29 protein-coding genes are annotated in these 23,998 nt (G+C 59.7%); 25 read left to right on the forward strand and 4 right to left on the reverse strand.

Annotated elements, in window-relative coordinates:
• Positions 1-7: 7 nt before the first annotated feature.
• The 23 genes from KBY08_RS22800 (at position 8) to KBY08_RS22910 (ending at position 19,614) form a co-directional block, all read left to right on the forward strand.
• Positions 8-1,180, forward strand: coding sequence for a cellulase family glycosylhydrolase (locus tag KBY08_RS22800; protein WP_024661077.1), 1,173 nt, complete (start codon positions 8-10; stop codon positions 1,178-1,180).
• Positions 1,181-1,302: 122 nt separating this feature from the next.
• A complete protein-coding gene (locus KBY08_RS22805) occupies positions 1,303-1,692 on the forward strand; it encodes a hypothetical protein (protein WP_003411734.1) in 390 nt (129 codons plus the stop codon).
• Positions 1,673-2,011: a lipoprotein gene (locus KBY08_RS22810; RefSeq protein WP_011269117.1), complete on the forward strand. Its 339-nt coding sequence runs from the start codon at positions 1,673-1,675 to the stop codon at positions 2,009-2,011. The genes KBY08_RS22805 and KBY08_RS22810 overlap by 20 nt, the downstream gene beginning before the upstream one ends.
• A 45-nt stretch (positions 2,012-2,056) precedes the next feature.
• Positions 2,057-2,647 carry a hypothetical protein gene (locus KBY08_RS22815; RefSeq protein WP_011269116.1) on the forward strand — a complete coding sequence of 197 codons (591 nt, stop codon included), beginning with the start codon at positions 2,057-2,059 and terminating at the stop codon, positions 2,645-2,647.
• Positions 2,644-2,832 (forward strand): DUF2635 domain-containing protein, encoded by a 189-nt coding sequence (locus KBY08_RS22820; protein WP_003401999.1) that lies wholly within the window; start codon positions 2,644-2,646, stop codon positions 2,830-2,832. Before KBY08_RS22815 ends, KBY08_RS22820 begins: the two co-directional genes overlap by 4 nt.
• Before the next feature lie 18 nt (positions 2,833-2,850).
• Entirely contained in the window at positions 2,851-4,347 is a 1,497-nt protein-coding gene (locus KBY08_RS22825; protein WP_003401998.1) for a phage tail sheath subtilisin-like domain-containing protein, read from the forward strand.
• A 60-nt stretch (positions 4,348-4,407) separates the two neighbouring features.
• Positions 4,408-4,755: a phage tail tube protein gene (locus KBY08_RS22830; RefSeq protein ID WP_003316279.1), complete on the forward strand. Its 348-nt coding sequence runs from the start codon at positions 4,408-4,410 to the stop codon at positions 4,753-4,755.
• Entirely contained in the window at positions 4,752-5,048 is a 297-nt protein-coding gene (locus KBY08_RS22835; protein ID WP_111522366.1) for a phage tail assembly protein, read from the forward strand. Before KBY08_RS22830 ends, KBY08_RS22835 begins: the two co-directional genes overlap by 4 nt.
• Positions 5,049-5,178: 130 nt before the next feature.
• Positions 5,179-7,338, forward strand: coding sequence for a phage tail tape measure protein (locus KBY08_RS22840; protein ID WP_111522365.1), 2,160 nt, complete (start codon positions 5,179-5,181; stop codon positions 7,336-7,338).
• Positions 7,335-8,747: a DNA circularization protein gene (locus tag KBY08_RS22845; RefSeq protein WP_111522364.1), complete on the forward strand. Its 1,413-nt coding sequence runs from the start codon at positions 7,335-7,337 to the stop codon at positions 8,745-8,747. The genes KBY08_RS22840 and KBY08_RS22845 overlap by 4 nt, the downstream gene beginning before the upstream one ends.
• A gap of 3 nt (positions 8,748-8,750) precedes the next feature.
• Positions 8,751-9,878, forward strand: coding sequence for a phage baseplate assembly protein (locus KBY08_RS22850; protein ID WP_003401994.1), 1,128 nt, complete (start codon positions 8,751-8,753; stop codon positions 9,876-9,878).
• On the forward strand, positions 9,875-10,387 hold the full coding sequence (locus tag KBY08_RS22855) for a phage baseplate assembly protein V (RefSeq protein ID WP_003372720.1): 513 nt from the start codon (positions 9,875-9,877) through the stop codon (positions 10,385-10,387). The genes KBY08_RS22850 and KBY08_RS22855 overlap by 4 nt, the downstream gene beginning before the upstream one ends.
• Complete coding sequence (locus KBY08_RS22860; RefSeq protein ID WP_024643159.1) at positions 10,384-10,782, forward strand: phage GP46 family protein; 399 nt, start codon at positions 10,384-10,386, stop codon at positions 10,780-10,782. The genes KBY08_RS22855 and KBY08_RS22860 overlap by 4 nt, the downstream gene beginning before the upstream one ends.
• On the forward strand, positions 10,772-11,812 hold the full coding sequence (locus KBY08_RS22865) for a baseplate J/gp47 family protein (RefSeq protein WP_111522363.1): 1,041 nt from the start codon (positions 10,772-10,774) through the stop codon (positions 11,810-11,812). Before KBY08_RS22860 ends, KBY08_RS22865 begins: the two co-directional genes overlap by 11 nt.
• Positions 11,800-12,399 carry a YmfQ family protein gene (locus tag KBY08_RS22870; RefSeq protein WP_010439013.1) on the forward strand — a complete coding sequence of 200 codons (600 nt, stop codon included), beginning with the start codon at positions 11,800-11,802 and terminating at the stop codon, positions 12,397-12,399. The genes KBY08_RS22865 and KBY08_RS22870 overlap by 13 nt, the downstream gene beginning before the upstream one ends.
• A gap of 10 nt (positions 12,400-12,409) precedes the next feature.
• A complete protein-coding gene (locus KBY08_RS22875) occupies positions 12,410-14,269 on the forward strand; it encodes a phage tail protein (protein WP_103360401.1) in 1,860 nt (619 codons plus the stop codon).
• A complete protein-coding gene (locus KBY08_RS22880; RefSeq protein WP_103360402.1) occupies positions 14,269-14,787 on the forward strand; it encodes a phage tail assembly chaperone in 519 nt (172 codons plus the stop codon). The genes KBY08_RS22875 and KBY08_RS22880 overlap by 1 nt, the downstream gene beginning before the upstream one ends.
• Positions 14,788-14,914: 127 nt before the next feature.
• The gene (locus tag KBY08_RS22885; protein ID WP_024639972.1) at positions 14,915-15,460 is read left to right on the forward strand and encodes a glycoside hydrolase family 19 protein; all 546 of its coding nucleotides are present in this window, start codon (positions 14,915-14,917) and stop codon (positions 15,458-15,460) included.
• On the forward strand, positions 15,457-15,969 hold the full coding sequence (locus tag KBY08_RS22890; protein ID WP_058822376.1) for a lysis system i-spanin subunit Rz: 513 nt from the start codon (positions 15,457-15,459) through the stop codon (positions 15,967-15,969). Before KBY08_RS22885 ends, KBY08_RS22890 begins: the two co-directional genes overlap by 4 nt.
• Positions 15,970-16,380: 411 nt before the next feature.
• Complete coding sequence (locus tag KBY08_RS22895) at positions 16,381-16,980, forward strand: aminodeoxychorismate/anthranilate synthase component II (protein WP_003394873.1); 600 nt, start codon at positions 16,381-16,383, stop codon at positions 16,978-16,980.
• Between the two features lie 21 nt (positions 16,981-17,001).
• The gene (gene trpD, locus KBY08_RS22900; protein WP_024640873.1) at positions 17,002-18,051 is read left to right on the forward strand and encodes an anthranilate phosphoribosyltransferase; all 1,050 of its coding nucleotides are present in this window, start codon (positions 17,002-17,004) and stop codon (positions 18,049-18,051) included.
• Positions 18,048-18,884 (forward strand): indole-3-glycerol phosphate synthase TrpC, encoded by an 837-nt coding sequence (gene trpC, locus KBY08_RS22905; protein WP_011269105.1) that lies wholly within the window; start codon positions 18,048-18,050, stop codon positions 18,882-18,884. The genes trpD and trpC overlap by 4 nt, the downstream gene beginning before the upstream one ends.
• Positions 18,885-18,918: 34 nt before the next feature.
• On the forward strand, positions 18,919-19,614 hold the full coding sequence (locus KBY08_RS22910) for a biotin/lipoate A/B protein ligase family protein (protein WP_024640874.1): 696 nt from the start codon (positions 18,919-18,921) through the stop codon (positions 19,612-19,614).
• An 11-nt stretch (positions 19,615-19,625) separates the two neighbouring features.
• Here KBY08_RS22910 and crp read toward each other — a convergent pair whose 3' ends face one another.
• Positions 19,626-20,270 (reverse strand): cAMP-activated global transcriptional regulator CRP, encoded by a 645-nt coding sequence (gene crp, locus KBY08_RS22915; protein ID WP_003401959.1) that lies wholly within the window; start codon positions 20,268-20,270, stop codon positions 19,626-19,628.
• 201 nt (positions 20,271-20,471) lie between these two features.
• On the opposite strand from crp, the gene KBY08_RS22920 reads away from it, so the two are divergent.
• A complete protein-coding gene (locus KBY08_RS22920; protein WP_003401957.1) occupies positions 20,472-20,894 on the forward strand; it encodes an OsmC family protein in 423 nt (140 codons plus the stop codon).
• 242 nt (positions 20,895-21,136) lie between these two features.
• Positions 21,137-21,931 carry an adenosylmethionine decarboxylase gene (gene speD, locus KBY08_RS22925; protein WP_003316303.1) on the forward strand — a complete coding sequence of 265 codons (795 nt, stop codon included), beginning with the start codon at positions 21,137-21,139 and terminating at the stop codon, positions 21,929-21,931.
• A 69-nt stretch (positions 21,932-22,000) separates the two neighbouring features.
• Here speD and coq7 read toward each other — a convergent pair whose 3' ends face one another.
• From coq7 to KBY08_RS22940, 3 genes are all read right to left on the reverse strand, one after another.
• Entirely contained in the window at positions 22,001-22,648 is a 648-nt protein-coding gene (gene coq7, locus KBY08_RS22930) for a 2-polyprenyl-3-methyl-6-methoxy-1,4-benzoquinone monooxygenase (RefSeq protein ID WP_011269103.1), read from the reverse strand.
• A gap of 121 nt (positions 22,649-22,769) precedes the next feature.
• On the reverse strand, positions 22,770-23,108 hold the full coding sequence (locus tag KBY08_RS22935; protein WP_003316306.1) for a histidine triad nucleotide-binding protein: 339 nt from the start codon (positions 23,106-23,108) through the stop codon (positions 22,770-22,772).
• 103 nt (positions 23,109-23,211) lie between these two features.
• Positions 23,212-23,988 carry an SDR family NAD(P)-dependent oxidoreductase gene (locus KBY08_RS22940; protein ID WP_024659392.1) on the reverse strand — a complete coding sequence of 259 codons (777 nt, stop codon included), beginning with the start codon at positions 23,986-23,988 and terminating at the stop codon, positions 23,212-23,214.
• Between the last annotated feature and the right edge of the window lie 10 nt (positions 23,989-23,998).

The following is a 23,998-nucleotide window of genomic DNA, read 5'->3' on the forward strand; positions in this document are numbered from 1 at the left end:
ATCAATCATGTCCAATAGCAGTTCTGCTGTCAGCCAGCTGAAGAATATTCCGCTGGTAGGTATCAACCTGGGTTCGGTGGCGAACGCCGGACAGATCGTGCCGGGCGAGGCCGGGACTCATTACCAGTGGCCCAATCGTGGAACCATCACGACCTGGGTCAAGAACCGGGGCGTGCGTCTGATCCGGTTTCCGTTCGAACTTCAGCGCGCCATTCAGCTGTCGACTCTGGACGGTCTGCCAGGCCAAGGGGCGAACCTGAACACCGATTTTGTGAAGCGCTGGAAAGAAATGCTTGGCTGGATTCGCGATGACTCCAACGGCGAGGCCAGAATCATTCCTGATCCGCACCACTACATGCGGTTGCATCGCTACGAAACAGATGCAAACGGGACGCTGACCGGACGCATTCTTCCTGCCGCAGAGGCCGGTAATCAGAATGGCTGGAAGGCAACCGAATCGGTATTGATCAAGGACGGGAACGGTGTCAACGGCACTTTCTGGAGCGCCGTTCACCTGGCCAACTTCCACCAGAAGCTGGTCACTGAATGCGACGATCCGATGGTGCTGGGCTGGGGGTTGGGTAACGAGCCGTATTCGAATACCACGGTAGGTGCCAAAGACTACATTACGTTGCCTGATCTTGAAGCGCTGTACATCAGCACGATGAATACCGTGCTGCAGGCGTTGCGCAATAGCTCGAAAAAGCCGGTGTTCATTTGTGGGCTGGAGTTTGCAAGCGCCAGAAACTGGGCCACCGTCTCCGCCAACCTTCAGTCGAAGATTGTCGATCCGGCCAATGCAATCGTCTGGGAAGCCCACGCTTACGGCGATTACGATAAAAGCTCCAGCGGTGCCTACGCCAATAACAACGATTTGATCTCGCCGACCGTTCTGCGCGATGAAATCGTGGGTCCGTTTCTGACCTATGCCAAGACTAACAAGATGGCCGCATTTATCGGTGAAACAGGGATTCCGCCAACGGCTGCCGGTCGCACCGCGCTGAAAAACCTGCTCGATAAAGCGAAGGCAGAAATGGTGCCAGTGACGCTGTGGGTTACAGGACCAGGCACCGATGGCGAAAAGATGAGCCTGGAAGCCAGCAACCAGGCGCAGACCGTCGCACTGGTCACACCGTACTTTGCCGAGCGCGTTGCCCTGTGGGGTTATGCACAGGCATGACGGTGCAAGTCATTCCGTTCTGACCCGACAACGGAGCCCCGTATCAAGGGGCTCTTTCCAGTTTGTTCAGGCTTTCGATCAACGAGGGCCTTGAGAGTCCACCAGCCTGTTACGGAGTACCCATGGACCCAACCGACCTAGGCCCAGGCACAGCTACCTGGCTGGGCGGCACGGGCACAATTCTGCTTGGCGGCTTTTTATGGCTGCGCAAGTTTCTTTCCAGAGACGCAACAGACCGGGCGATGGACAACGCGGACATCGGCACGGTTCGCCGCCTCAATGAACTGCTCGACTCCGAGCGCCAGGCGCGCAAAGAGGCTGAAGCGCGGGCTGATCAGTTCGCCAAGGAGCGCAACGAACTCGCCGCAGCGGTTGGCCGGATGGAGGGCAAGATCGAAGCCCTCACCAGCCACATCGTTCAGCTTACCGACAAGGTCACTACGCAAAGCGCCGAAATAGCCCGGCTGCGATCCCAACTCGGAGGTGCAAACGATGCACAGATGCGCAATTGATTTCATCGCTCGCCATTGGTGGCGGCGCCTGGAGGTCTGGCTGATTTCCATGCTGCTGATCGCTGGCTGCCTGATGCTCGGTTTTCAGGCCGGGCAGTGGTCGGCCAATGCCGAGCATACGCAGCAGCTGGCCGAGGTTCGCAATGCCTATGACGCAGCTCTGGGCAAACGTGACCGGCGCCTGGACAGGCTGGCCGAAACCACAACGCAGGCGGCGGACAAGGTCGAGACGGCTGCCTCCATCGCCAGCCAGGCTGCGCATGCGGCCAGTCGCGCGGCGGACAAGGCGGATGAGGCGCTGGGCAAGGTAAGCCAGTAGGCGCATTCATCACGTCAGATCACTCCAACACACGCGGAACCCCTTATGAAGATAACCCCGATAGTTGCCCATTTGCAGGCGACCTGCCCGAGCTTTGCCGGGCGAATCAGTGCCGGTATCGACTGGGCTGCGGTCGCCCTCGGCGATCAGCTCGCTCACCCGTCGGCGTACGTGATTGCCACTGGCGATCAGTCCACGGCCAACGATTTGCAGAACGTCATTCGCCAGAACATCACCGACACGATCGATGTCGTGGTGGTGCTCGATGGCGGTGACAAGCGCGGGCAGGAAGCCAGTGAGCAACTGCATGCCCTGCGCGCCGAACTGTGGCGTGCACTGGTGGGCTGGAACCCGGATCACGATTACGACGCGATGCAATACACCGGTGGTGCGCTGGTGCAGATCAGCGGCGACCGGGTGACGTATCGCTTCGGCTTTGCCGCGCAGTTCCAGTTGGGCCGCAACACCGCCGATCAGCCTGCCGAGACCTGGCACGAAGCGTATCTGGATGGTTTGCCCGGTTTTACCGGCGCCACCCTCGAGATGGACTGCGTTGACCCCGCAGATCCGAATCTGAAATCCCCCGGCCCTGATGGCCGTATCGAAGCGAAGTTCACAGCAGAGGTAACCCCATGACTCAACGCATCACTGTAATACCGGCCGAGGGCCGCACTGTGCCGGATCCGGAGGCGGGCGATTTGCTGCCCGTCGAAGGCCGGCAGGTGACCTTCAACGCCTGGTGGCAGCGTCGTCAGAACGACGGCGACATCACCCTTAAAACCGAGCAATCCACCACCACCCATCAAGCCTTCACGGCTTAACCAAGAGGAAGCCAAACAATGGCTATCAGCTTTAACAACATTCCATCCGATGTCCGCGTGCCGCTGTTTTATGCGGAGATGGACAACTCTGCCGCCAACAGCGCGTCGGCTAGCATGCGTCGCCTGATCGTTGCGCAGGTCAACGACGACGTGTCCGGCCCCGAACTGGGTTCTCTGGTGCTGGTGCCGAGTGTGGCGCTGGCGAAAAACATCGGCGGTCAGGGTTCCATGCTGGCCTCCATGTATGAAACCTGGCGCAAGGCGGACCCCACCGGCGAAGTCTGGTGCCTGCCGCTGCTCAATACCGAAGGCGCCAAGGCCGGTGCGAAAGTTACCCTCACCGGGGCGGCGACCGAAGCCGGTCTGCTGAACCTGTATGTCGGCGGCATGCGAGTGCAGGCCACTGTCGTTAACGGTGCAACCGCTGCCCAGGCGGCCACGGCACTGTCGGTGAAGATCAATGCCACGCCTGACCTGCCGATCACCGCGGCTGTCGAAGCGGGTGTGCTGACCCTTTCCTGCAAATGGAGCGGGGCAAGCGGCAATGACATCCAGCTGGAATTCAATCGCCAGGGCAAGACCAATGGCGAAGTCATTCCGGCTGGCCTGACGGCGGCAGTATCAGCCATGACCGGCGGCGTGGGTACGCCTGATCAGCTCAAGGCACTGGCTGCGCTGGGCGATGAGCCGTTCGAGTTCATCTGCATGCCCTGGACCGACACCGCTACGCTGGATGCCTGGAAAGCGGCAATGGACGACAGCACCGGTCGCTGGAGCTGGGCGCGTCAGTTGTACGGTCACGTTTACAGCGCCAAGCGCGGCACGGTCGGTACGCTGGTGGCCGCAGGTCAACTGCGCAACGATCAGCACATCACCCTGCAGGGTGTGGAAAACGGTGTTCCGCAACCGGTCTGGCTGCAAGCCGCTGCACTGGCTGCGCGCACGGCGGTGTTCATCTCTGCCGACGCCAGCCGTCCGACCCAGAGCGGCACCATGCCTGGCATCGATCCGGCTCCGGCCAGTCAGCGTTTCACCCTGACCGAGCGTGAGTCGCTGCTGCGTTACGGCATCGCCACGGCGTACTACGAAGGCGGTTACGTGCGCATTCAGCGTTCGATCACCACCTATCAGAAGAACGCTTATGGCCAGGCTGACAACTCGTACCTGGACAGCGAAACCATGCACCAGTCGGCGTTCATCATCCGTCGCCTGCAAGGCATCATCACCAGCAAGTACGGCCGCCACAAGCTGGCCAACGATGGCACGCGCTTCGGTGCCGGCCAGCCGATCATCACGCCGAGCACCATCCGTGGCGAGTTGATTGCGCAATACGCACGTCTTGAGGAAGAGGGTCATGTGGAGAACGCCGAAACGTTCGCCCAGCACCTGATCGTCGAGCGTGACGGCAATGACCCAAGCCGCGTGAACGTGATGTTCCCGCCTGACTACATCAACGGCCTGCGCGTGTTCGCGCTGCTCAACCAGTTCCGCTTGCAGTACGACGAAGCGGCATAAGCCTAACCAACCCTTTCAAGCCCGCCTCGTGCGGGTTTTTTCATTCTGGAGATAAACAACATGGGTCAGAAAGTTGCGGGTACCTGCTACATCAAAGTGGATGGCACCCAATTGACCATCAGCGGCGGCGGCGAAGCGCCTCTGATGAACATCAAGCGCGAGACGGTCGTGCCTGGTTACTACAAGGAAACCGAAAAGGCTGCCTGGTTGAAATTCACCGCCGTGCATACCGCGGATCTGCCGCTCAAGCTGCTCACCACCGGTGTGGACATGACTATCACCTGTGAGTTCAAGAACGGCAAGACCTACGTCCTGTCCGGCGCCTACCTGGTCGATGAGCCGAGCAGCAAGGCTGACGACGGCACCATCGAACTGCAATTCGACGGCAATCAGGGGAGCTGGCAATGAGTGAAGTCATCGACCTGGCCAGCCCGATCGAAGCGCACGGCGAAACCCTTTGGCAACTGACCTTCCGGCGCCCTACAGCGCAGGAAGCGCGGGCCATCAAGGCCCTGCCGTACAGAATTGACAAGAACGAGGAAGTCTCCCTGGATCTGGACGTGGCGGCGAAATACATCGCCGTCTGCGCTGGCATCCCGCCCTCGTCGGTCAATCAGATGGACCTGTGCGACATCAACACGCTGAGCTGGAAGGTTGCGAGTTTTTTCATGGCAGCGGCATCAGCGACCTCGAAGGACTGATCGCCGTCGTTTACGACCTCGCGTACTTCTGGAAGACCGATCCCGAACTGATGATGTCCAGGGAGCTGGACATCATCACCGAGTCGATCTTGCAGACGCAACGCATCAACCAGATCCTGCAGGGGGAGTGATGGCAGACACTATCAAGACGCTGATTACCGGCGTCGACAAGCTGTCTCCAACGCTGGCAACCATCCGCAACAACGTTGAAGGCTTCGAGACCAGGCTTAAAGGCTCTGGTCTTGGGAACGTCGAAGTGGGCGAGATGATCAAGAGCAATGCTTTGGCAGAGCCCTTGATTGCCGGGGTAAAGGCAGCGATCGGTTTCGAGACCAGCATGGCCGGCGTGAAACGATCGGTCACCTTTGAAACACCGCAACAGTTCCAGCAGATGAGTTCCGACATTCTGGACCTCAGTGAACGACTGCCGGAAAGCGCCAACGGTATCGCGGCGATTGTCGCCGCAGGTGCCAAGGCCAACGTACCGCGCGAAGAACTGACCGGGTTTGCCAGCGACGCCGTGAAAATGGGCGTCGCATTCGATCAGACGGCGGCCGAGTCGGGCGACATGATGGCCTCGTGGCGGTCATCGTTTCAGATGACTCAGCCGCAGGTCGCGGCGTTGTCCGAGAAGATCAACGTGCTCGGCGGCAACAACCTGGAAAAGAAAGTCGCCACCATGGTGACTGCAATGGGCCCGCTCGGGCCGGTTGCGGGGATGGCCTCCGGGCAACTGGCGGCAATGGGCGCGACCCTGGCCAGCGTCGATGTGCCGGCCGATGTGGCCGCCAGCGGCATGAAGCGGTTCATGCAGTCGTTGACCGAAGGGGGCGCGGCGAAAGCCGGGGCGTTCGAGGCGTTGCAGCTCGACGTCAACCAGCTGACCCAAGGCATGCAGAGTGACCCGTCCGGGACCATTGAAAAGGTCCTGACGGCGGTTTCCAGTGTTGATCCCGGCAAACAGTCGGACGTCATCACGCAGCTGTTCGGTGCCGAATCGCTGGGCGCGATCACGCCGCTGCTGGCCCACCTCGATGTGCTCAGGTCCAACCTGGCCAAGGTCGGGGAGGGCGTGCAAAACAGCGGCTCCATCGAGAAGGAGTTCGCAGACAACTCCCAGACCACGGCCACTGCCATCAAAGAGATGACCAACCGTGTCGATCGTCTGGGCATCAATATCGGCAGTATGTTTCTGCCGGCGATGAACGAAGCGATGGCCGTGATCGGGCCGATGATTTCTCAGGTCGCCGCGCTGGCGGCCGAACATCCAGAGGTGATCAAGGGCGTCGTGGGCGCCGCGATTGCTTTCGGCGTACTGCAAGTCGCCGTTCTCGCTGCGACGAGTGCCGCCGGGCTGCTGGCTGCGGTCATGGGCATGTCACCGTTGGGCCTGATCGTGCGCGGCCTCGCGCTGGCGGCAGGTTTTCTGATCGCCAACTGGTCTACCGTCGCACCTTATTTCCAAGCGGTCTGGGAGGCGATTCGCGGACCGGTGATGGCGCTGTGGGACGTGCTCAAGGCGGTGTTCGCCTGGACGCCGCTGGGCATGATCGCAGCCAACTGGCAGCCACTGAGCGAATTCTTTGCTGCGCTGTCGGACGTGATCAAAGCGCTGGCCACGCCGGTCTTCGATTTTCTGCAGACGCTGTTTGCATGGTCGCCATTGGGCATGGTCGTGGCCAACTGGCAGCCGCTGTCCGAGTACCTGGCCGGCCTGTGGGAAACCATCAAGGCCGAGGCACAACCGTTTACCGATGTGCTGGCAACGCTGTTCAGTTTTTCGCCGCTGGGCATGGTCATCGAGAACTGGCAGCCGATCAAAACCTGGTTCGCAGGTCTGTGGGCGGACATCAAGCCATTCATCGAGCCGATCATGAGCTGGTTTGGTGGCGACACGAATAAGACCGTCCTGCAGCGGGCGACCGAGAAGGCCAATCAGTTCGCGGAAGAACAGCGGATACGCAACGCAGGGCCAGGCGGCGGGACTGGAGCGTTTCTGGCGGCCGGTGCCGTCGAGAACGTTCGCACAAATCAACAGTTGCTCAATCAGGCCACTGGCGTGCCGCCGACCAGCCAATTGCTCGGCGTACCCATCCCGCTGGCCCCCGGCAGCCTGTTGTTGCAACAGGGCGCAGCCGGGGCCGGCCCGCGACTTGAAGGCGAGCTCAACATTCGCTTTGAAAACGCGCCGCCGGGCATGCGTGCCGGGCAAGTGCAAACCAACCAGCCGGGTTTGACGATATCGCCAAACGTCGGTTATCGAACCCTCGGCGCAGGAGCCGGATCATGAGTACATGGCGTGACAGCCTGCTGCCAGCGTCTTTCCGGGGCGTCGGTTTTTTCATTGAAAAAGCCGTCGTCCCGGCAGGCCGCAAGGGGCAGTTGCATGAGTTTCCACAACGCGACGAGCCTTATTTCGAGTCGCTGGGCAAACAGTCGAAAGTGCATACGCTGACGGGGTTCATTGTCGGTCCCGACTGTTTCGAACAGCGAGACAAATTGCTGCAGGCACTGGAGCAGGAAGGTGCCGGCGAGCTGGTGCATCCCTGGCTGGGTCGCGTGCAGGTCCAGGTTGGCGAATGTGGTGTTACACACAACCTGAGCGAAGGCGGACTCGTCCGGCTGGACCTGAAATTCTATCCGGCCAACCCGCTCAAGTTTCCCGTGTCGACGCTCAATACGCGACGGCAGTTGCTGGGCGCATCCGAGAGCCTGCTGGACTCGGCGCTCAGGCGCTACCGCTCGGTGATGGCCACAGTGGACGCGGTGCGTATCAATATTCAGGCGCTGCGCAGCGCCCTGTCGGGTGTATTCGCGACCATTCAGCGGCAGTTCACACCGTTCATGACGATTTATTCGGATGTCACCGCGCTGGTGCATTCGCTGGTCAATGCGCCGTTGACGGTCAGCACGCTGTTTAGCACGTTCTTCGCCAGTTTCGACGGTGACAGCCGTCGAGCCAGAAGAGCGAATGGCACCAGCAGTATTGGCGGGGCGAGTACGGGAGCAGGTTCCGGCAGCTCGACAGGGGGCGGTTCAGGCAATGGTTCCGCGAGTGGCAGTAACGGCACCGCTGCGAGCAGCGCGGCAGCTAGGTCCGGCAGCAATGGCGGGGTGTCCTCTGTTGAAACGGTCGATTACCGGTCGGTGATTTCCGAGGCCACGCAACAGGCGGAGGCAGTGTCCGGCATCAATCTGGTCAGCCAGAGCAGCGGGCTGGATACCGGCGTGACGGCGCAGGCCGCGGCCAATCTGGTCCAGGATGCCTTGTTGGTCAAGGTGGCGAAAATCGTCGCGAGCATGCCGGTTGCGACGACCGTCACGCCGCTCACGGTGGTGCCGTCGCTGGATCAGCAAGTGACGCAAGCGCTGCAACGCGTGGATGTGCCGGTTGCCGATGACGTCATCGAACTGCGCGACACGCTGAGTTCAGCCATCTGGGAAGCGTCGTTGAAAGCCGACCCTGAACATTACCTGGCGCTCAACACGTTGCGTCAGGCGTTGATCCGGCACCTCAACGCGGTGGCGGCCTCTGGCGTGCGTCTGGTGGACCTGAAGGTGTCCGAGCCGTTGCCCGCGCTGGTGCTGGCCTATCGCCGATTCGGTGACGCCAGCCGGGCGCAGGAAATGGTGCAGCGCAATCGGCTGGCCCATCCGGGTTTCGTGCCGCCCGGCACGCTGAAGATCGCTCAGGAGTGACCCATGATCGACCCTAACGTTGTCACCCTGACGGTTGACGAGCACGACTACGCCGGCTGGAAGTCGGTGGAAATCTCTGCCGGGATCGAGCGTCAGGCGCGCAGCTTTGACGTGAGCATTACCTGGCAGTGGCCGGGCACTGAAATCTCGCATCCGATCACGCCTGGCGCCGCGTGCGAAGTGCGTATCGGCGGCGAGTTGATTCTGACCGGTTGGGTGTTTGCCGCGCCGATCAGCTATGACGGCAAGCAAGTCACGCTAAAGATTTCCGGACGCTCGAAAACCGCCGACCTCATCGACTGCTCGGCCATCAACAAGCCGAGTCAGTGGAAGGAGGTGGGGGTGCTGAAGATCGTTGAAGCGCTGGCTGCTCCCTATGGTTTGTCGGTGATCAGCGAAATACCGGAAACCTCGAAGATGGCCGATCACACCATCGAGCCTGCCGAAACCGTGTTCAAGTCCATTGACCGGCTGCTGACCCTGTTCCGGATTTTTTCCACCGATGACGAATACGGCAATGTGGTGCTGGCCAGGCCGGGTAGTCGCGGGCAGAGCGCAGACGCGCTCGAACTTGGCAAGAACGTGTTGAGCGCCGTCATCGCGCGGGACTTTTCCGGGCTTTTTTCCGAGTACCGGGTCATCGGTCAACAAACCGGTAATGACCAGACGTTCGGCAAGGAGTCGTCGGAGGTCTCGGCCGAGGTCACGGATAACCGGCATGACGATCCCGCGCATAAAAAGCGGCTTCGCGTACTGGTCGTTCATGAGGATGCGCCGATCACACCCAAACTCGCCCTGAGTCGCGCCAATTGGGAGCGTGGTCAGCGGGCTGGCAAGGCGCTGCTCACCACCTACAAGGTCCAGGGCTGGCGGCAGTCCAACGGGGCGCTCTGGCGGCATAACACCATGGTCCGGGTGATCGATCCGGTCATCGGTTTTACGAGCCGCAACATGCTGATTTCAGCCGTGACCTATTCGCTGAGTGACCAAGGCACGATCACCACACTGGTGGTCGGTCCGCCTGAAGGTTTCCAGGCCGAGCCGGGTGACCCCAACAAGCGCAGCAAGGTGCAGGTCAATCAGGATGCTTACTCCTGGCTGCTGCCCATCGACGAGGAAACAACCTCATGAGCTTACTCAATCGCATGCTGGTGCGCGGCACCGTGGTGCTCGCCAGGGCCAGCAGCAAAATGCAGGCGCTGCAAATGCGCCTCACCGCCGGAGAGGTCAAGGACGACATGGAGCACTTCGAACCCTACGGTTTCACCAGCAATCCACTGGCCGGCGCTGAAGGTATCGCCGCGTTCATTGGTGGCGACCGGTCGCACGGTCTGCTGCTGGTGGTGGCCGACCGGCGCTATCGGCTCAAAGGGCTGGAGTCGGGCGAAGTGGCGATCTACACCGACGAGGGCGACAAGATTCACCTCAAGCGCGGCAAGGTCATCGACATTGAAACCGACACCTTGAACATCAAGGCGACGGTGGCCGTGAACTTCGACACACCGCAGATCACCCAGACCGGAAAGATCGTCTCCCAGGGCGACCAGCTCGCCGCGGGTATCAGCCAGATCAGCCATCTGCACGGCAACGTGCAGGGCGGGAATGGCCAGAGCGGGCCGCCCGTTGGAGGTGCCGGATGATCATCGAAGGCTCTCTGCAGGCGTCTCTGCTGCGCTCGGTGGTCATCAGCCTGTTCACTTGGCGACGTGCCGAAGCGGACGACCCGTTCGACGATGCCGAGCGCTATGGCTGGTGGGGCGACACCTACCCGGCACAGGCCAATGACCGCATCGGTTCCAGGCTGTGGCTGCTGCGCCGGGTCAGGCTGACTGCCCAGACCCAGCGCGATGCCGAGTTCTATGCCCGCGAAGCGCTCGACTGGCTGATCGAAGATGGCCAGGTCACGCACATCAACATCCTTACCGAACAGGTTCAGAGCAACCGCCTGAACCTGGGCGTCGAGCTGGTCGTCTCTGACGGTCAGATCGTGCGTTTCAACCCTTCTGAACAGTGGCAGGTGATTTATGCCGTTTGAAACACCTACGTTACCGGCGCTGATCAACCGAACCCAGGTCGACCTTGCCGACGAAGCGCTGCGTCAGTCCGATGCCCGGGTATTGTCCCGCGCGCACAGCGGTGCGGCCTACGGGCTGTACGGCTATCAGGACTGGATCGCCGACCAGATTCTGCCGGACACCGCCGACGAGGAGACCCTCGAGCGGCAAGCCATCCTGCGCCTGAGGCAACCGCGCAAGGTGGCACAGGCCGCTACTGGCACGGTGCGCTTCAGCGCTGCAGCCGGCGCGGTGCTGGATGCGGACACTGTGCTGCAGTTCAGTGATGGACGCTTCTACCGCGTCACCAAAGGCGTCACCACGGTTGCGGGCAATAACACAACCACGGTCGAAGCGGTGGATGCCGGTGTTCTGGGTAATGCGGACGCCGGTCTGGTGATGACTGCCGTGCAACCGGTCGAAGGCATCGACAGCACCTTCACCGTCATTGCCGACGGTCTGTCCGGCGGCATCTCGCAGGAAAGTATCGAGTCGTTGCGTGCGCGTGTCGTGCGCTCCTACCGGGTCATCCCGCATGGCGGCAATCAGGATGATTACGTGACCTGGGCGCTGGAAGTGCCGGGCGTGACGCGCGCCTGGTGTGTGCGCCGGTTCATGGGGCCAGGGACGGTGGCGGTGTTCTTCATGCGTGACGACCAGGCCGATCCCATTCCTGACGCCGAGCAGCTCGCTGCGGTCGCGGCGTATATCGAGCCGCTGCGTCCGGTTACGGCGGATGTGTATGTGCTGGCGCCGGTGCAGAAACCGGTGGTCTACACGATCCGGCTCACACCGGACACCTCCGCCGTGCGGGCGGCGGTCGAGGCGCAGCTGCTGGACCTGCACAACCGTGAGGGCGGACTGGGCGAAACGCTGTTGCTCACGCACATCGCCGAGGCCATCAGTCGCGCGACGGGCGAAACCGATCATGTGCTGATTTCGCCAGTGGCCAATGTTACTGCGGCGGCCAACCAGCTGCTCACGTTCGGGGGTATTCAATGGTCGTCATAAGAACTGCCGAACACTACGCCGGGCAACTGCAGGCGCTGTTGCCCCCCGGCCCAGCGTGGGATCCGGAGCGGGTGCCGGAATTGCAGCAGGTGATTACCGGGCTGTCCCGCGAGTTCGCGCGCATCGATGGCCGCGCGTTCGACCTGCTCAACGAGATGGACCCCGCCACCGTCAGTGAGCTGGTCCCGGACTGGGAGCGGGTGATGAATCTGCCCGACCCGTGCCTGGGGCTCAAACCGTTGTTCGCTGACCGGCGTCTGTCGGTGCGCCAGCGGCTCGTGGCAACAGGAGGGCAAAACGCGGCGTTCTACATCGACATTGCCATCAGCCAGGGCTACCCCGATGCCACCGTGACCGAACACCGAGCGCCCCGTATGGGGCGTTCGCGTTTTGGCCAGGCGCACTTCGGCACCTGGAACGCGCAATTCATGTGGACCCTGAACACCGGCGGGCGCCAGCGCCTGGGCAGACGCTTCGGGGCCAGCTACTGGGGCGAGCGGTTCGGGGTCAACCCCGGGCTCGCAATCGAATGTTTGATCCGTCGAGCAGCACCGGCGCACAGCGTCGAATTCGTAAACTTCAACTGAGGAACACAATGTGGATTATCCCAAGAGTGTGCCGGGCGTAGGCTTGGCAAGCGGCAAGTTTGTAGATGAAAACCCGGCGACCGGCACCCCTGGTTCGCTGATCCCGGCGCAGTGGGGCAACTCGGTCACGCAGGAGATCTTGAACGTGATCCTGGGCGCCGGTCTGGTGCCCAACGAGGAGGATGTCACCCAGTTGCATCGAGCCATTCTTGGCCTGGCAGCATCCGATTACAAAAAATCGGTGCGTTGCGCCACGACAGTCTCCATTGGGCTGAGCGGTTTGCAGACCATTGATGACGTCACGCTGGCGGCTGGCGATCGGGTGCTGGTCAAGAATCAGGACACCGCGTCGCAGAACTGGATTTATGTCGCCGCGGCAGGCGCCTGGGCACGTGCGCAGGATGCGAACGAAAGCACCGAATGCACGCCGGGTCATATGGTGCCGGTGCAGGCCGGCACGAAAAACGCGGGCACCGTATGGCAACTGGTCAATACGACGGTGCCGGTGCTGGGTACAACTGACCTTGCGTTCGAGCGTTTGCTGGGACGCAGTGGTGTGGCCGCGGGTGATTACACTCGGGTCAAGGTCAATAAATATGGGCAGGTGGAAGAGGGGAGTAATCCGACAACACTTAGCGGTAATGGTATTTCGGATGCGTATACCAAGGCCGAGGCCGATCTGCGCGATCTTCAGCGGCCGCTGCGCGATTCCATTACCTATGTGGGTCTGGCCAATAACAAGCCTGATGCGCCTTATATGCGCCGTGAGTCCGATGGCGCTCTGGTTGCCCTGCAACCAAGCCTGGGGTTTACCCCGGTACAACAAGGAGGGGGTACCGGTCAGCTCGACAACAAGGTGAAGATCGGCTGGTCGAATAACGGCCTCAAGGCGATGGTCGATAATACTGACCTTGGCAATCTTTGGTATTCCAATAACTTCAAGCCCACTGACAAGGCCGATTGGGGCACAACGCTCGCTGCGTATAGAATTGCCGATGCTTATACTAAGGCAGAGGTTGATCTACGAGATGCCCGTTACCCCACAAGGGACTCCATTACGGCAGTTGGCCTGGCGTCCAACCAGCCCGATGCACCGTATATGCGTCGTGAGTCGGATGGCGTGGTGTATTATCTGCAAACCAAGTTGAGCTATACCCCGATTCAGCAAGGTACTGGTATAGGGCAGTTGGGCAACCCTGTAAAAATTGGTTGGTCTTCATCGGGGCTGAAAGCAACCGTTGATGAAACAGATCTTGGCACGCTATGGGCGTCGTCTAATTTTAAACCCTCTGACAAGGCTGATAAGGCTTCTACATTATCTGGCTATGGAATCACGGATGGCTATACAAAGGCTGAGATAGATCTGCGCGATTCTCAGCGCCCGCTCGCTGACTGGGTTAGTACCGTTGGGATGTCTTCCAATAATCCCGATCTGCCATACATGCGACGGGCCAGCGACAACACAGTTTACTATCTCCAACCGAGACTAGGCTTTGCTCCCGTGCAGCAGGGCACAGGTGCCGGTCAGGGTAATAACCTCATAAAAATCGGCTATGACGGTACTAATCCCCGAATCACGGTAGACGCGACTGACTTCGGCTGGATTATGCATGAAAGGAACCTTATGCCGGTTCTGGGTACTCAACCGGCGGGAGGGGTAGGTACATATGCACTTCTTTTAGTAGGAGGAGGTGCAACGAATGTTCCTTCAAATCCTGGAGATATTGTACAAGGCAGTTCTTGTTTGTTTTCTGCCGCTTCTTCCCATGCGGCTGGTGCACCCACTGGTACATGGCGTCTTATGGGATATGTCCAGGACAGAAATCTGGACGCAACCAATTCCGTTACTATTTGCCTGAGGGTTTCTTGATGGCCACTTTGAAGAGTGCGCGTAATCCGCGTTGGAATACTGAACACACGATGATCACACTGGATGTGGTTTTTGTTGAAACACAGGAGACATTGGGCGAGATCCCGTTTTCCTCTTCTCCAAACGACAGCGCTGCTTATGGGCGTGATATCTATGAGAGAGCGTATGCCGGGGAGTTTGGCGATATTGCAGAGCCGGTAGAAATAGAGGTGCTTGCATCAGTCATGCTTAAGCGTGACGCAGCATCGTCGCTGGCAACGGCGAAAATAAATTCGCTGCAAACGTCTTTGGAAATTATCGAGGATACAGCGGAGTTGGAAGGAGCGACCAGTGAGAAAACTGACAGAATTCCAGCACTGAAGGCAGAGTTCAAGGCGTGGAGGACTTACCGAGTGCGTCTTGCTCAGATCGAGTCGCAATCCGGTTTTCCGCTCTCGGTCGAGTGGCCTGAGCCGCCTGCGGAACCTTTCATCTACTCGGTTCCTTCGGACTCGACTGTTCAAAATACGGGCACTTAATAGCGCTTCATTTTTAACGTTGTGTCTATAACTCGAATCACTGACTTCGAGGCGATATAGGCTGTGCCAATTTTTGGCTCAGCACGACCAAATGGGATATCTGACGGCATAAGCCTCAGGAGGTTAAATGCCTATCAACCAGCAACAACTACTGCAAATCCTCCCCAACGCCGGCTCTAAAGCCGGCGTTTTCGTTCCTGCTCTCAACATCGCCATGGCCCGCTACGCCATCAACACTCGCCTGCGTATCGCCGCGTTCATCGCTCAGATAGGGCATGAGTCCGGGCAGCTTCGTTATGTGCGCGAGCTGGGTAGCGACAGCTATCTGGCCAAGTACGACACGGGCCAGTTGGCGCTGCGTTTGGGCAACACGCCAGAAGCAGATGGCGACGGTCAGTTGTATCGGGGCCGTGGGCTGATTCAGGTGACGGGGCGGACCAACTATGAGGCGTGCGGGGAGGCGCTCGGGCTGGACTTGCTTGCCCAGCCACAACTGCTCGAACAACCCGACCACGCCGCCATGTCGGCGGCGTGGTTCTGGGACCGGGCCAACCTCAACGTGCTGGCAGACCAGGGTGATTTTCTGATGATCACCCGCCGCATCAATGGCGGTACCAACGGCCTGGCGGACCGGCAGGCGCTTTACCAGCGGGCATTGGAGGTGCTGCCGTGAAAATGCCGGATCTGCGATGCCTGATCCTCGCATTCGTGCTGGGGTCAGGGCTGGGTACCTGGGCCGCCTGGAAATGGCAGGCGGCCCGCTATGGCCTGCAACTGTCCACGCAAGCGCTGACGTGGCAGCGCGAGCGCGAGCAGGCGGCGCTGGCGGTCGTCGACTGGCAGAACGCCGAGCAGGCACAACGACGGGCGCTGGAAGTCCGTTTGCACACCAACGATACAACCATCCACAAGGAGTTGAGCGATGCACAGACTGCTCAGGCTCGTTTGCGTGATCGCCTGGCTACCGCTGATTTGCGCTTGTCAGTCCTCCTCGCCAACAGCCCCGCCAAGCGCGATGGCATGCCAGCCGGCACCGACACCGGCGGCGTGGTTCATGGAAGCCCGCGAGGCGAACTTGACCCAGCGGCTGCTGGACGAATTGTCGCCATCACCGACTACGGCGATCAGGGATTGATCGCTTTGAAGGCCTGCCAAGCCTATGTGCGCGAGATTGCGCACTGATGTTCCTCTCGGCTCCCCACCTCCCAGGCCATCGTGCCCCTGCCTCAATCCCGCCTCCGCAAGGAGGCGCGGCCCTCTTTTCAGCCTTTAACTGCTTTTCAATCGGCGCGGCCCGGTACATTCATATTGCACCGGCCGATTCGGTACGCTAATGTCCTGAAACGTACCGATGAGACCCCTTCCGTGACGACAGTCAGCAAGCTTTTGATGCGCGTTATCAAGGCTCACGCCCGTTGGCGTTGGCGCGCCTGACTATTTCCTTGCCGGCCCTGCCGGTCCCGTACCTGTATGCCTTCGATTTTGTGATGTTTTTCTCCGTCCCCCGGCCTTGTGGCTGACGAGGGGATGCATGAGTGAAGCAGAATCCGGAAGGCCTGAATCAAGTCAGTAAATCAAAAGGTTGATAGCAAAATGCTGCTGATGATCGATAACTACGATTCGTTTACCTACAACGTCGTGCAGTACCTCGGTGAGCTGGGGGCAGACGTCAAAGTCATTCGCAATGACGAACTGAGCATCGCCGAGATCGAAGCCCTGAACCCGGAGCACATCGTCGTTTCGCCTGGCCCGTGCACGCCCAATGAAGCCGGTGTCTCGCTGGATGTGATCAAGCACTTCGCGGGCAAACTGCCGATTCTGGGCGTCTGTCTCGGGCATCAGTCCATCGGTCAGGCCTTTGGCGGCGACGTGGTCCGCGCGCGTCAGGTCATGCATGGCAAAACCAGCCCGGTCATTCACGAGGACGGCGGGGTGTTCGATGGCTTGAATCATCCGTTGGTGGTCACCCGCTACCACTCGCTGGTGGTCAAACAGGATACGCTGCCCGATTGCCTGGAAGTGACGGCCTGGACTGCGCTGGAAGACGGTTCGGTCGATGAGATCATGGGCCTGCGCCACAAGACATTGAACGTCGAAGGGGTGCAGTTTCACCCCGAGTCGATCCTGACCGAGCAGGGCCACGAGCTGTTCGCCAATTTTCTCAAGCAGAGTGGCGGTCATCGTCAGGGCTAAGGATTTTTTATGAGTACCCCCATGGATATCAAAAGCGCGCTCAATCGCGTGGTCAACCAGCTGGACCTGACCACTGAAGAGATGAGCGATGTCATGCGCGAAATCATGACCGGCCAATGCACTGAAGCGCAGATCGGTTCGTTTCTGATGGGTATGCGCATGAAGAGCGAAACCATCGATGAAATCGTCGGTGCGGTGTCGGTCATGCGCGAGCTGGCTGGCAAGGTCGAACTGAAAACCCTGGACGGCGTGGTCGACATCGTTGGCACGGGCGGCGATGGCGCGAATATTTTCAACGTGTCGACAGCTTCCGCTTTCGTCATCGCCGCCGCGGGTTGCACCGTGGCCAAGCATGGTAATCGTGCCGTCTCGGGCAAAAGCGGCAGTGCCGATCTGCTCGAGGCTGCCGGGGTTTATCTGAACCTCACGCCTGTTCAGGTAGCGCGTTGCATCGACAGCGTGGGTATCGGCTTCATGTTCGCCCAGTCTCATCACACCGCCATGAAGCACACGGCCGGGCCGCGCCGCGAACTGGGTCTGCGCACACTGTTCAATATGCTCGGCCCGCTGACCAATCCGGCCGGCGTTCGTCATCAGATCGTCGGCGTGTTCAACCAGGCGCTGTGCCGCCCGCTGGCCGAGGTGCTGCTGCGTCTGGGCAGCAAGCATGTGCTGGTGGTCCACTCGCAGGACGGCCTGGACGAATTCAGTCTGGCCGCACCGACCTTCGTGGCCGAGCTGAAAAACGGCGAAGTCACCGAATACTGGGTACAGCCCGAAGACCTGGGCATCAAAAGTCAGAGCCTGTACGGCCTTGCCGTGGAAAGCCCGGCGGCTTCGCTGGAGCTGATCCGCGATGCGCTGGGACGCCGCAAAACCGAGAACGGGCAGAAAGCTGCGGAGATGATCGTGCTCAATGCCGGCGCCGCGCTTTATGCTGCTGATCACGCGACAAGCCTGAAAGAAGGCGTGGCCCTGGCGCACGATGCGCTGCACACTGGCCTGGCGCGGGAAAAACTGGAAGAACTGGGTGCCTTCACGGCGGTATTCAAGCAGGAGAACGAAGCATGAGTGTGCCAACCGTACTGGAAAAGATCCTTGCCCGAAAGGCCGAGGAAGTTGCGGCTCGTCGTGCGATTGTGGGCCTGACCGAGCTTGAACAACAGGCCGCCCGGGCCGACGCGCCACGTGGCTTTGCCAAGGCGTTGATCACTCAGGCCAAGGCAAAGCAGCCTGCCGTTATCGCCGAGATCAAGAAGGCATCGCCGAGCAAGGGCGTCATCCGCGAACACTTCCTGCCGGGCGAGATCGCCAGAAGTTATCAGGCCGGTGGCGCGACCTGTCTGTCAGTGCTGACCGATGTGGACTTCTTTCAGGGCGCCGATGCCTATCTGCAGGAGGCACGTGCGGCGTGCAACCTGCCAGTGATCCGCAAGGATTTCATGATCGACCCTTATCAGGTGGTCGAAGCACGTGCTTTGGGCGCTGACTGCATTCTGTTGATCGTGTCGGCACTGGATGACGTGCAAATGGCTGAACTGGCTGCCGTTGCCAAGGGCCTGAAGCTGGATGTACTGGTCGAGGTGCACGACGGCGACGAACTGGAGCGCGCACTCAAAACGCTCGATACACCGCTGGTGGGCATCAACAACCGCAACCTTCATACCTTTGAGGTGAGCCTGGAAACCACGCTGGACTTGCTCCCGCGCATCCCGCGTGATCGCCTGGTCGTTACCGAAAGCGGCATTCTCAATCGTGCGGATGTCGAGCTGATGGAAATCAGCGATGTCTACTCGTTTCTGGTGGGTGAGGCCTTCATGCGTGCCGAACACCCGGGCGCCGAGTTGCAGCGGTTGTTCTTCCCGGAGCGCAAGATTGCAGTAAGCGCTTCGTCCAGCGACTGAGCGTATTGAGCTGAACATCTTTGCGAGGGCCGGCATGCAAGACTCGATCATCGACATATGTGTCGAACAAGGCCTGCAGGCCGAGCAGGATCTTCTGGCGTCGGTATGTGCAGGTGCTGCAGATCACGGGCTGCTGTTCTGGCGGCCCAATGATCGCGCGCTGGTCATGCCACGGCGGATGAGCCGGTTAGCGGGTTTTGCCGAAGCCAGCGAGACCCTGTCGGACAACGCATGGCCCGTCCTCTTGCGTGAAACCGGCGGCGAGCCAGTGCCGCAGTCCTCTGCCACGCTGAACATCGCACTGGTCTACGCGCAACCGCCCACTGACGTGGATCGTGACCGTATAGAAACCGCCTACCTGCGATTATGTCAGCCGATTCTCGATCTGATGACCGACCTGGGTGGCCAAGCCTCACTGGGTGAGGTGGCAGGCGCATTCTGCGACGGTCGCTTCAACGTCAACCTCAATGGTCGCAAAATGGTTGGAACGGCTCAGCGCTGGCGTCAGAGCCAGGGCGGAAGGCGTCCCGTAGTGCTGGCGCATGGTGCCTTGCTGCTGGATAACGAGCGCGTTCAGATGGCGGCCGCGGTAAACCGTTTCAATGAGCTGTGCGAGCTTGAGCCGCGTGTCCAGGCAGGCAGCCACATTGCCTTGTACGAAGCGTTTCCGGGTGCTGACGTCCTGGAGCGTCTGGCGCAGGCTTACCGCAAGCTGCTCGCCGGGCTCTGAATACCAAGGGCTCAGCGTGTCCCGAAGACCACCATGGTCTTGCCTTTGACGTTGACCAGGCTCTGTTCTTCAAGGGCCTTGAGCACGCGTCCGACCATTTCCCTCGAACAGCCGACGATGCGTCCGATTTCCTGGCGGGTAATCTTGATCTGCATGCCGTCCGGGTGAGTCATTGCATCCGGCTGCTTGCACAACTCGAGCAACGTGCGAGCCACTCGCCCGGTGACATCGAGAAACGCCAGATCACCGACCTTGCGCGTTGTATTGCGCAGGCGCTCGGCCATCTGGCTGCCGAGCGCATACAGAATTTCCGGCTCTTGCCTGGTCAGCTCGCGGAACGAGTCATATGAAATCTCGGCCACTTCGCATTCGGTCTTGGCCCGCACCCAGGCGCTGCGTACGGACTCCTTTCCCGCTTGCTCGAACAGACCCAGTTCGCCGAAGAAGTCCCCGCTGTTGAGATAGGCGACGATCATCTCCCGGCGCTCGTCGTCTTCGATCAAAACCGTGACTGATCCCTTGAGGATCAGAAACAACGACTCGGAACGCTCACCAGCATTGATGATGTTGGTTTTCGCGGGGCAGCGGCGGCGTTCTGCATGGGGCAGCAGCTTGTCCAGACTGTTTGCTTTGGGCGTAAAGGTTATTGCGACCATGCGAGGCTTCCGAAATAAGGTGTATGGCCAAATGGCATACCTATAGGTATCGGCTGCGCCTTTATTCTCGCCAGCTTTTCCAGACGTGTAGGAAGCTATTTGCGAACATTCCTACGCATTTCCTACAAAAGGCATTTCTTCCGGGCGGCTTTTGGCCCTGTGCTAAGCTGGCGACCCCTTTTTTACAGTGGAGTCTTGGCGATGAAGGCACGCATCCAATGGGCTGGCGAAGCCATGTTCCTCGGCGAATCCGGCAGTGGTCATGTGGTGGTAATGGATGGTCCGCCGGAAAGCGGTGGTCGCAACCTGGGTGTACGCCCGATGGAAATGGTCTTGATCGGGCTGGGTGGCTGCAGCAACTTTGACGTTGTGAGCATTTTGAAGAAGTCGCGCCAACCCGTGGAAAGCTGCGAGGCGTTTCTGGAAGCCGAACGTGCCGATGAAGACCCGAAAGTGTTCACCAAGATCCATCTGCACTTCGTCGTCAAGGGACGAGGGTTGAAAGAGGCGCAGGTCAAGCGGGCGATCGAACTGTCCGCAGAGAAGTATTGCTCGGCCTCGATCATGCTCGGCAACGCGGGTGTGAAGATCACTCACGATTATGAAATTGTCGAACTGGGCTGAACGCCAGACATCCAACGATCATAAAAACGGCGCACACTCTGGCAGACGGCTTCGGACGTCTGCATAATGCGCCACTTTTTACGGGCGCAGCATGTATTGGTTTTCTGCTGCCGGTCCGAACAGACAACCAAAATCGCCAACGCGAAGAGGTGTTAACCGTCCTACGCAGATGAGCCGGGCTCACCTGACGGGCATGCTTGATCACGCGGCTGGCGCCGCACCCATATAGAGAGTTTTTAACGGTGAAAAGCAAACTCAAGCTCCACGGGTTCAATAACCTGACAAAGACCTTGAGCTTCAACATTTATGACATCTGCTATGCGGAAACCCCGCAGGACCAGCAGGCGTATGTCGAGTACATCAACAGTGTGTACGACGCAGAACGCCTGACGCGGATTCTGACTGATGTTGTCGATATCATTGGTGCCAACATCCTGAACATTGCGCGTCAGGATTACGATCCACAAGGTGCCAGTGTGACCATTCTGATCTCGGAGCAGCCGGTGACGCCTACCGAAAGCCAGATCGAAGAGTCGCCAGGTCCACTGCCGGAAACCATCCTGGCGCACCTGGACAAGAGCCATATCACGGTCCACACCTACCCGGAAATTCACCCGGTTGACGGTATTGCCACGTTCCGCGTGGATATCGATGTGTCGACCTGTGGCGTTATTTCACCGCTCAAGGCGTTGAACTACCTGATTCATAAATTCGAGTCGGATATCGTGACCGTCGATTATCGCGTGCGCGGCTTTACCCGTGACGTGGAAGGCAAGAAGCACTTCATCGACCACGAGATCAACTCGATCCAGAACTACCTGTCCGAAGACACGCGCAACGGTTACCAGATGACCGACGTGAACGTGTATCAGGAAAACCTGTTCCACACCAAGATGCTGCTCAAGCAGTTCGAACTGGACAACTACCTGTTTGGCGACGCCACCAGCAACTTGTCTCCCGAGCAGCGCGAGCAAGTGACCGCCAAGGTCAAACACGAAATGCTGGAAATCTTCTACGGCCGCAACGTCGCCGTATAAACCCGGATTCCGGACATTAAAAAGGCGCCTGATGCAGGCGCCTTTTTTATGGGTGTTGTATACGTGTTGTCAGATGCGATAAGTCGACTTGGTCATGACCTTGGCCAGCACACTCATGCCGAACTTGACCGGTGCCGGGAAGCGAAAACCGCCTGCCTCCAGTGCGGATTCAGCGTGGTGCTCTTCATCGCTGAGCATCTGTTGCAGGATAGCCCGGGACTTGCCGTCTTCGGTCGGCAGTTGCTCCAGATGTTCAGCCAGGTGCTTGCAGACCTGATCTTCGGTCGCCGCGACGAACCCCAGGCTGACCCGGTCGCTGATAACGCCGGCTACTGCGCCCATCCCGAAGGACAGGCTGTAGAACAGCGGGTTCAGCACACTGGTATGGCTGCCAAGCTGATGAATGCGCTGTTCGCACCAGACCAGATGATCGATTTCTTCTTCAGCCGCACGCTCCATCGCCTTGCGCACCTTGGGCAGCTTTGCCGTCAGCGCCTGGCCCTGATAAAGCGCCTGGGCGCAGACTTCGCCGGTATGGTTGATGCGCATCAGGCCCGCGACGTGGCGCGTGTCGGCTTCGCTCATCTTGTGCTCGGGCTGAACAACGGCGGGGGAAGGGCGCTGCGAGTGCGCGCTGGACGGTAGCAATGTGCGCATCGCGCTGTCGGCTTGCAGTAACAGACGGTCGAGGGGGGAGTATTGACGTTCGGTAGCCATGGGCACCTCCGGAAGATCATGCGGGCAGTTTACCCCAATCGGCCGGAGCGGGCAGGGCTTGTGTCGTCCGACCAGCGCTGATCACACACGCTGGTCGGCCGGGAAGCCCGAAAACGCTGGCTCAGCCCGGTGGCCAGTTCATCTGGCGCTGACCAAGTACATGCATGTGAATGTGGTAGACGGTCTGCCCGCCCAGCTCATTGCAGTTCATCACCACGCGGAAGCCTTCTTCGCAGCCCAGCTCGAGGGCCAGACGCTGCGCCGTGAACAGAATATGTCCGGCCAGGCCTTTGTCTTCCTCGGTCAGATCGTTCAGGGTGCGAATGGGCTTTTTCGGGATAACCAGAAAATGCACGGGTGCCTGTGGGGCGATGTCGTGAAAGGCCAGTACCTGATCATCTTCATAGATGATCTTCGCCGGGATTTCCCGATTGATGATCTTGGTAAACAAAGTGTCCACAGCCGTTTGCTCCTTGTCGGTTGATGGTCGTCACAGGGTATCGCTGTGCTTCAGCGCGTCCGAGTGTACTGAGCAAGACGCGGCTCGCCCAGCCGTTTGTCGGTCAGCGCGGGCAGTATTTCTTGTTGATGTAGCCGCTGATCTGGCGGGCCAGCCAGCGTGAAACCAGGCGCGGGCTAAGCGTCCACAGCCGGTTACCGAAACCGGGAGTGATCACTGCGCGGTTTTTTGTCAGCGCGCGAACGGTATACAGCGCCACTTCTTCGGGGCTCATCAGGTTATCCACATTGACCTGCAACTGCGCGGTGCGAAAAAAAGCCGTCCTGGTCGGGCCGGGGCACAGCACCGAGACCTTTACGCCGGCTTTCTTCACTTCCTCGCGCAGCCCTTCGGAAAAATGCAGCACATACGCCTTGCTTGCATAGTAGGTGCTCATCCATGGCCCGGGCTGGAATGCCGCCACCGAGGCGATGTTGAGTATCTGGCCGCCGCCCTGAATGGCCATCAGGTTGCCGACCGTGTGGCACAGGCGCGTGAGGGCCAGAATGTTCAGATCGATCAGGTCCTGCTCTGCACTCCAGTCCTGAGCCAGAAAAGGTCCGCAGGTGCCGATGCCCGCAGCGTTGACCAGCAGATCGATCTGATGGGCGCCGTCTTCCAGTTCCAGCAGAAAGCCCGAGAGTCTCAGCGGCTCGCCCAGATCGCAGGCTCGAAACAGCACTTCCACGCCAAAACGCTGAGTCAATTCCAGTGCAATTGTTTCCAGCAGGTCGCGCTGGCGGGCGACCAGGATCAGGTTGCGACCGCGACGTGCCAGCGCTTCGGCCATCGCCAGGCCTATGCCGCTGGACGCGCCGGTGATCAGGGCGTAACGGGTCATGCATTTCTCC

Origin of the sequence: Pseudomonas sp. P135, assembly GCF_020312125.1 — a bacterium.
GTDB lineage: Bacteria > Pseudomonadota > Gammaproteobacteria > Pseudomonadales > Pseudomonadaceae > Aquipseudomonas > Aquipseudomonas fragariae.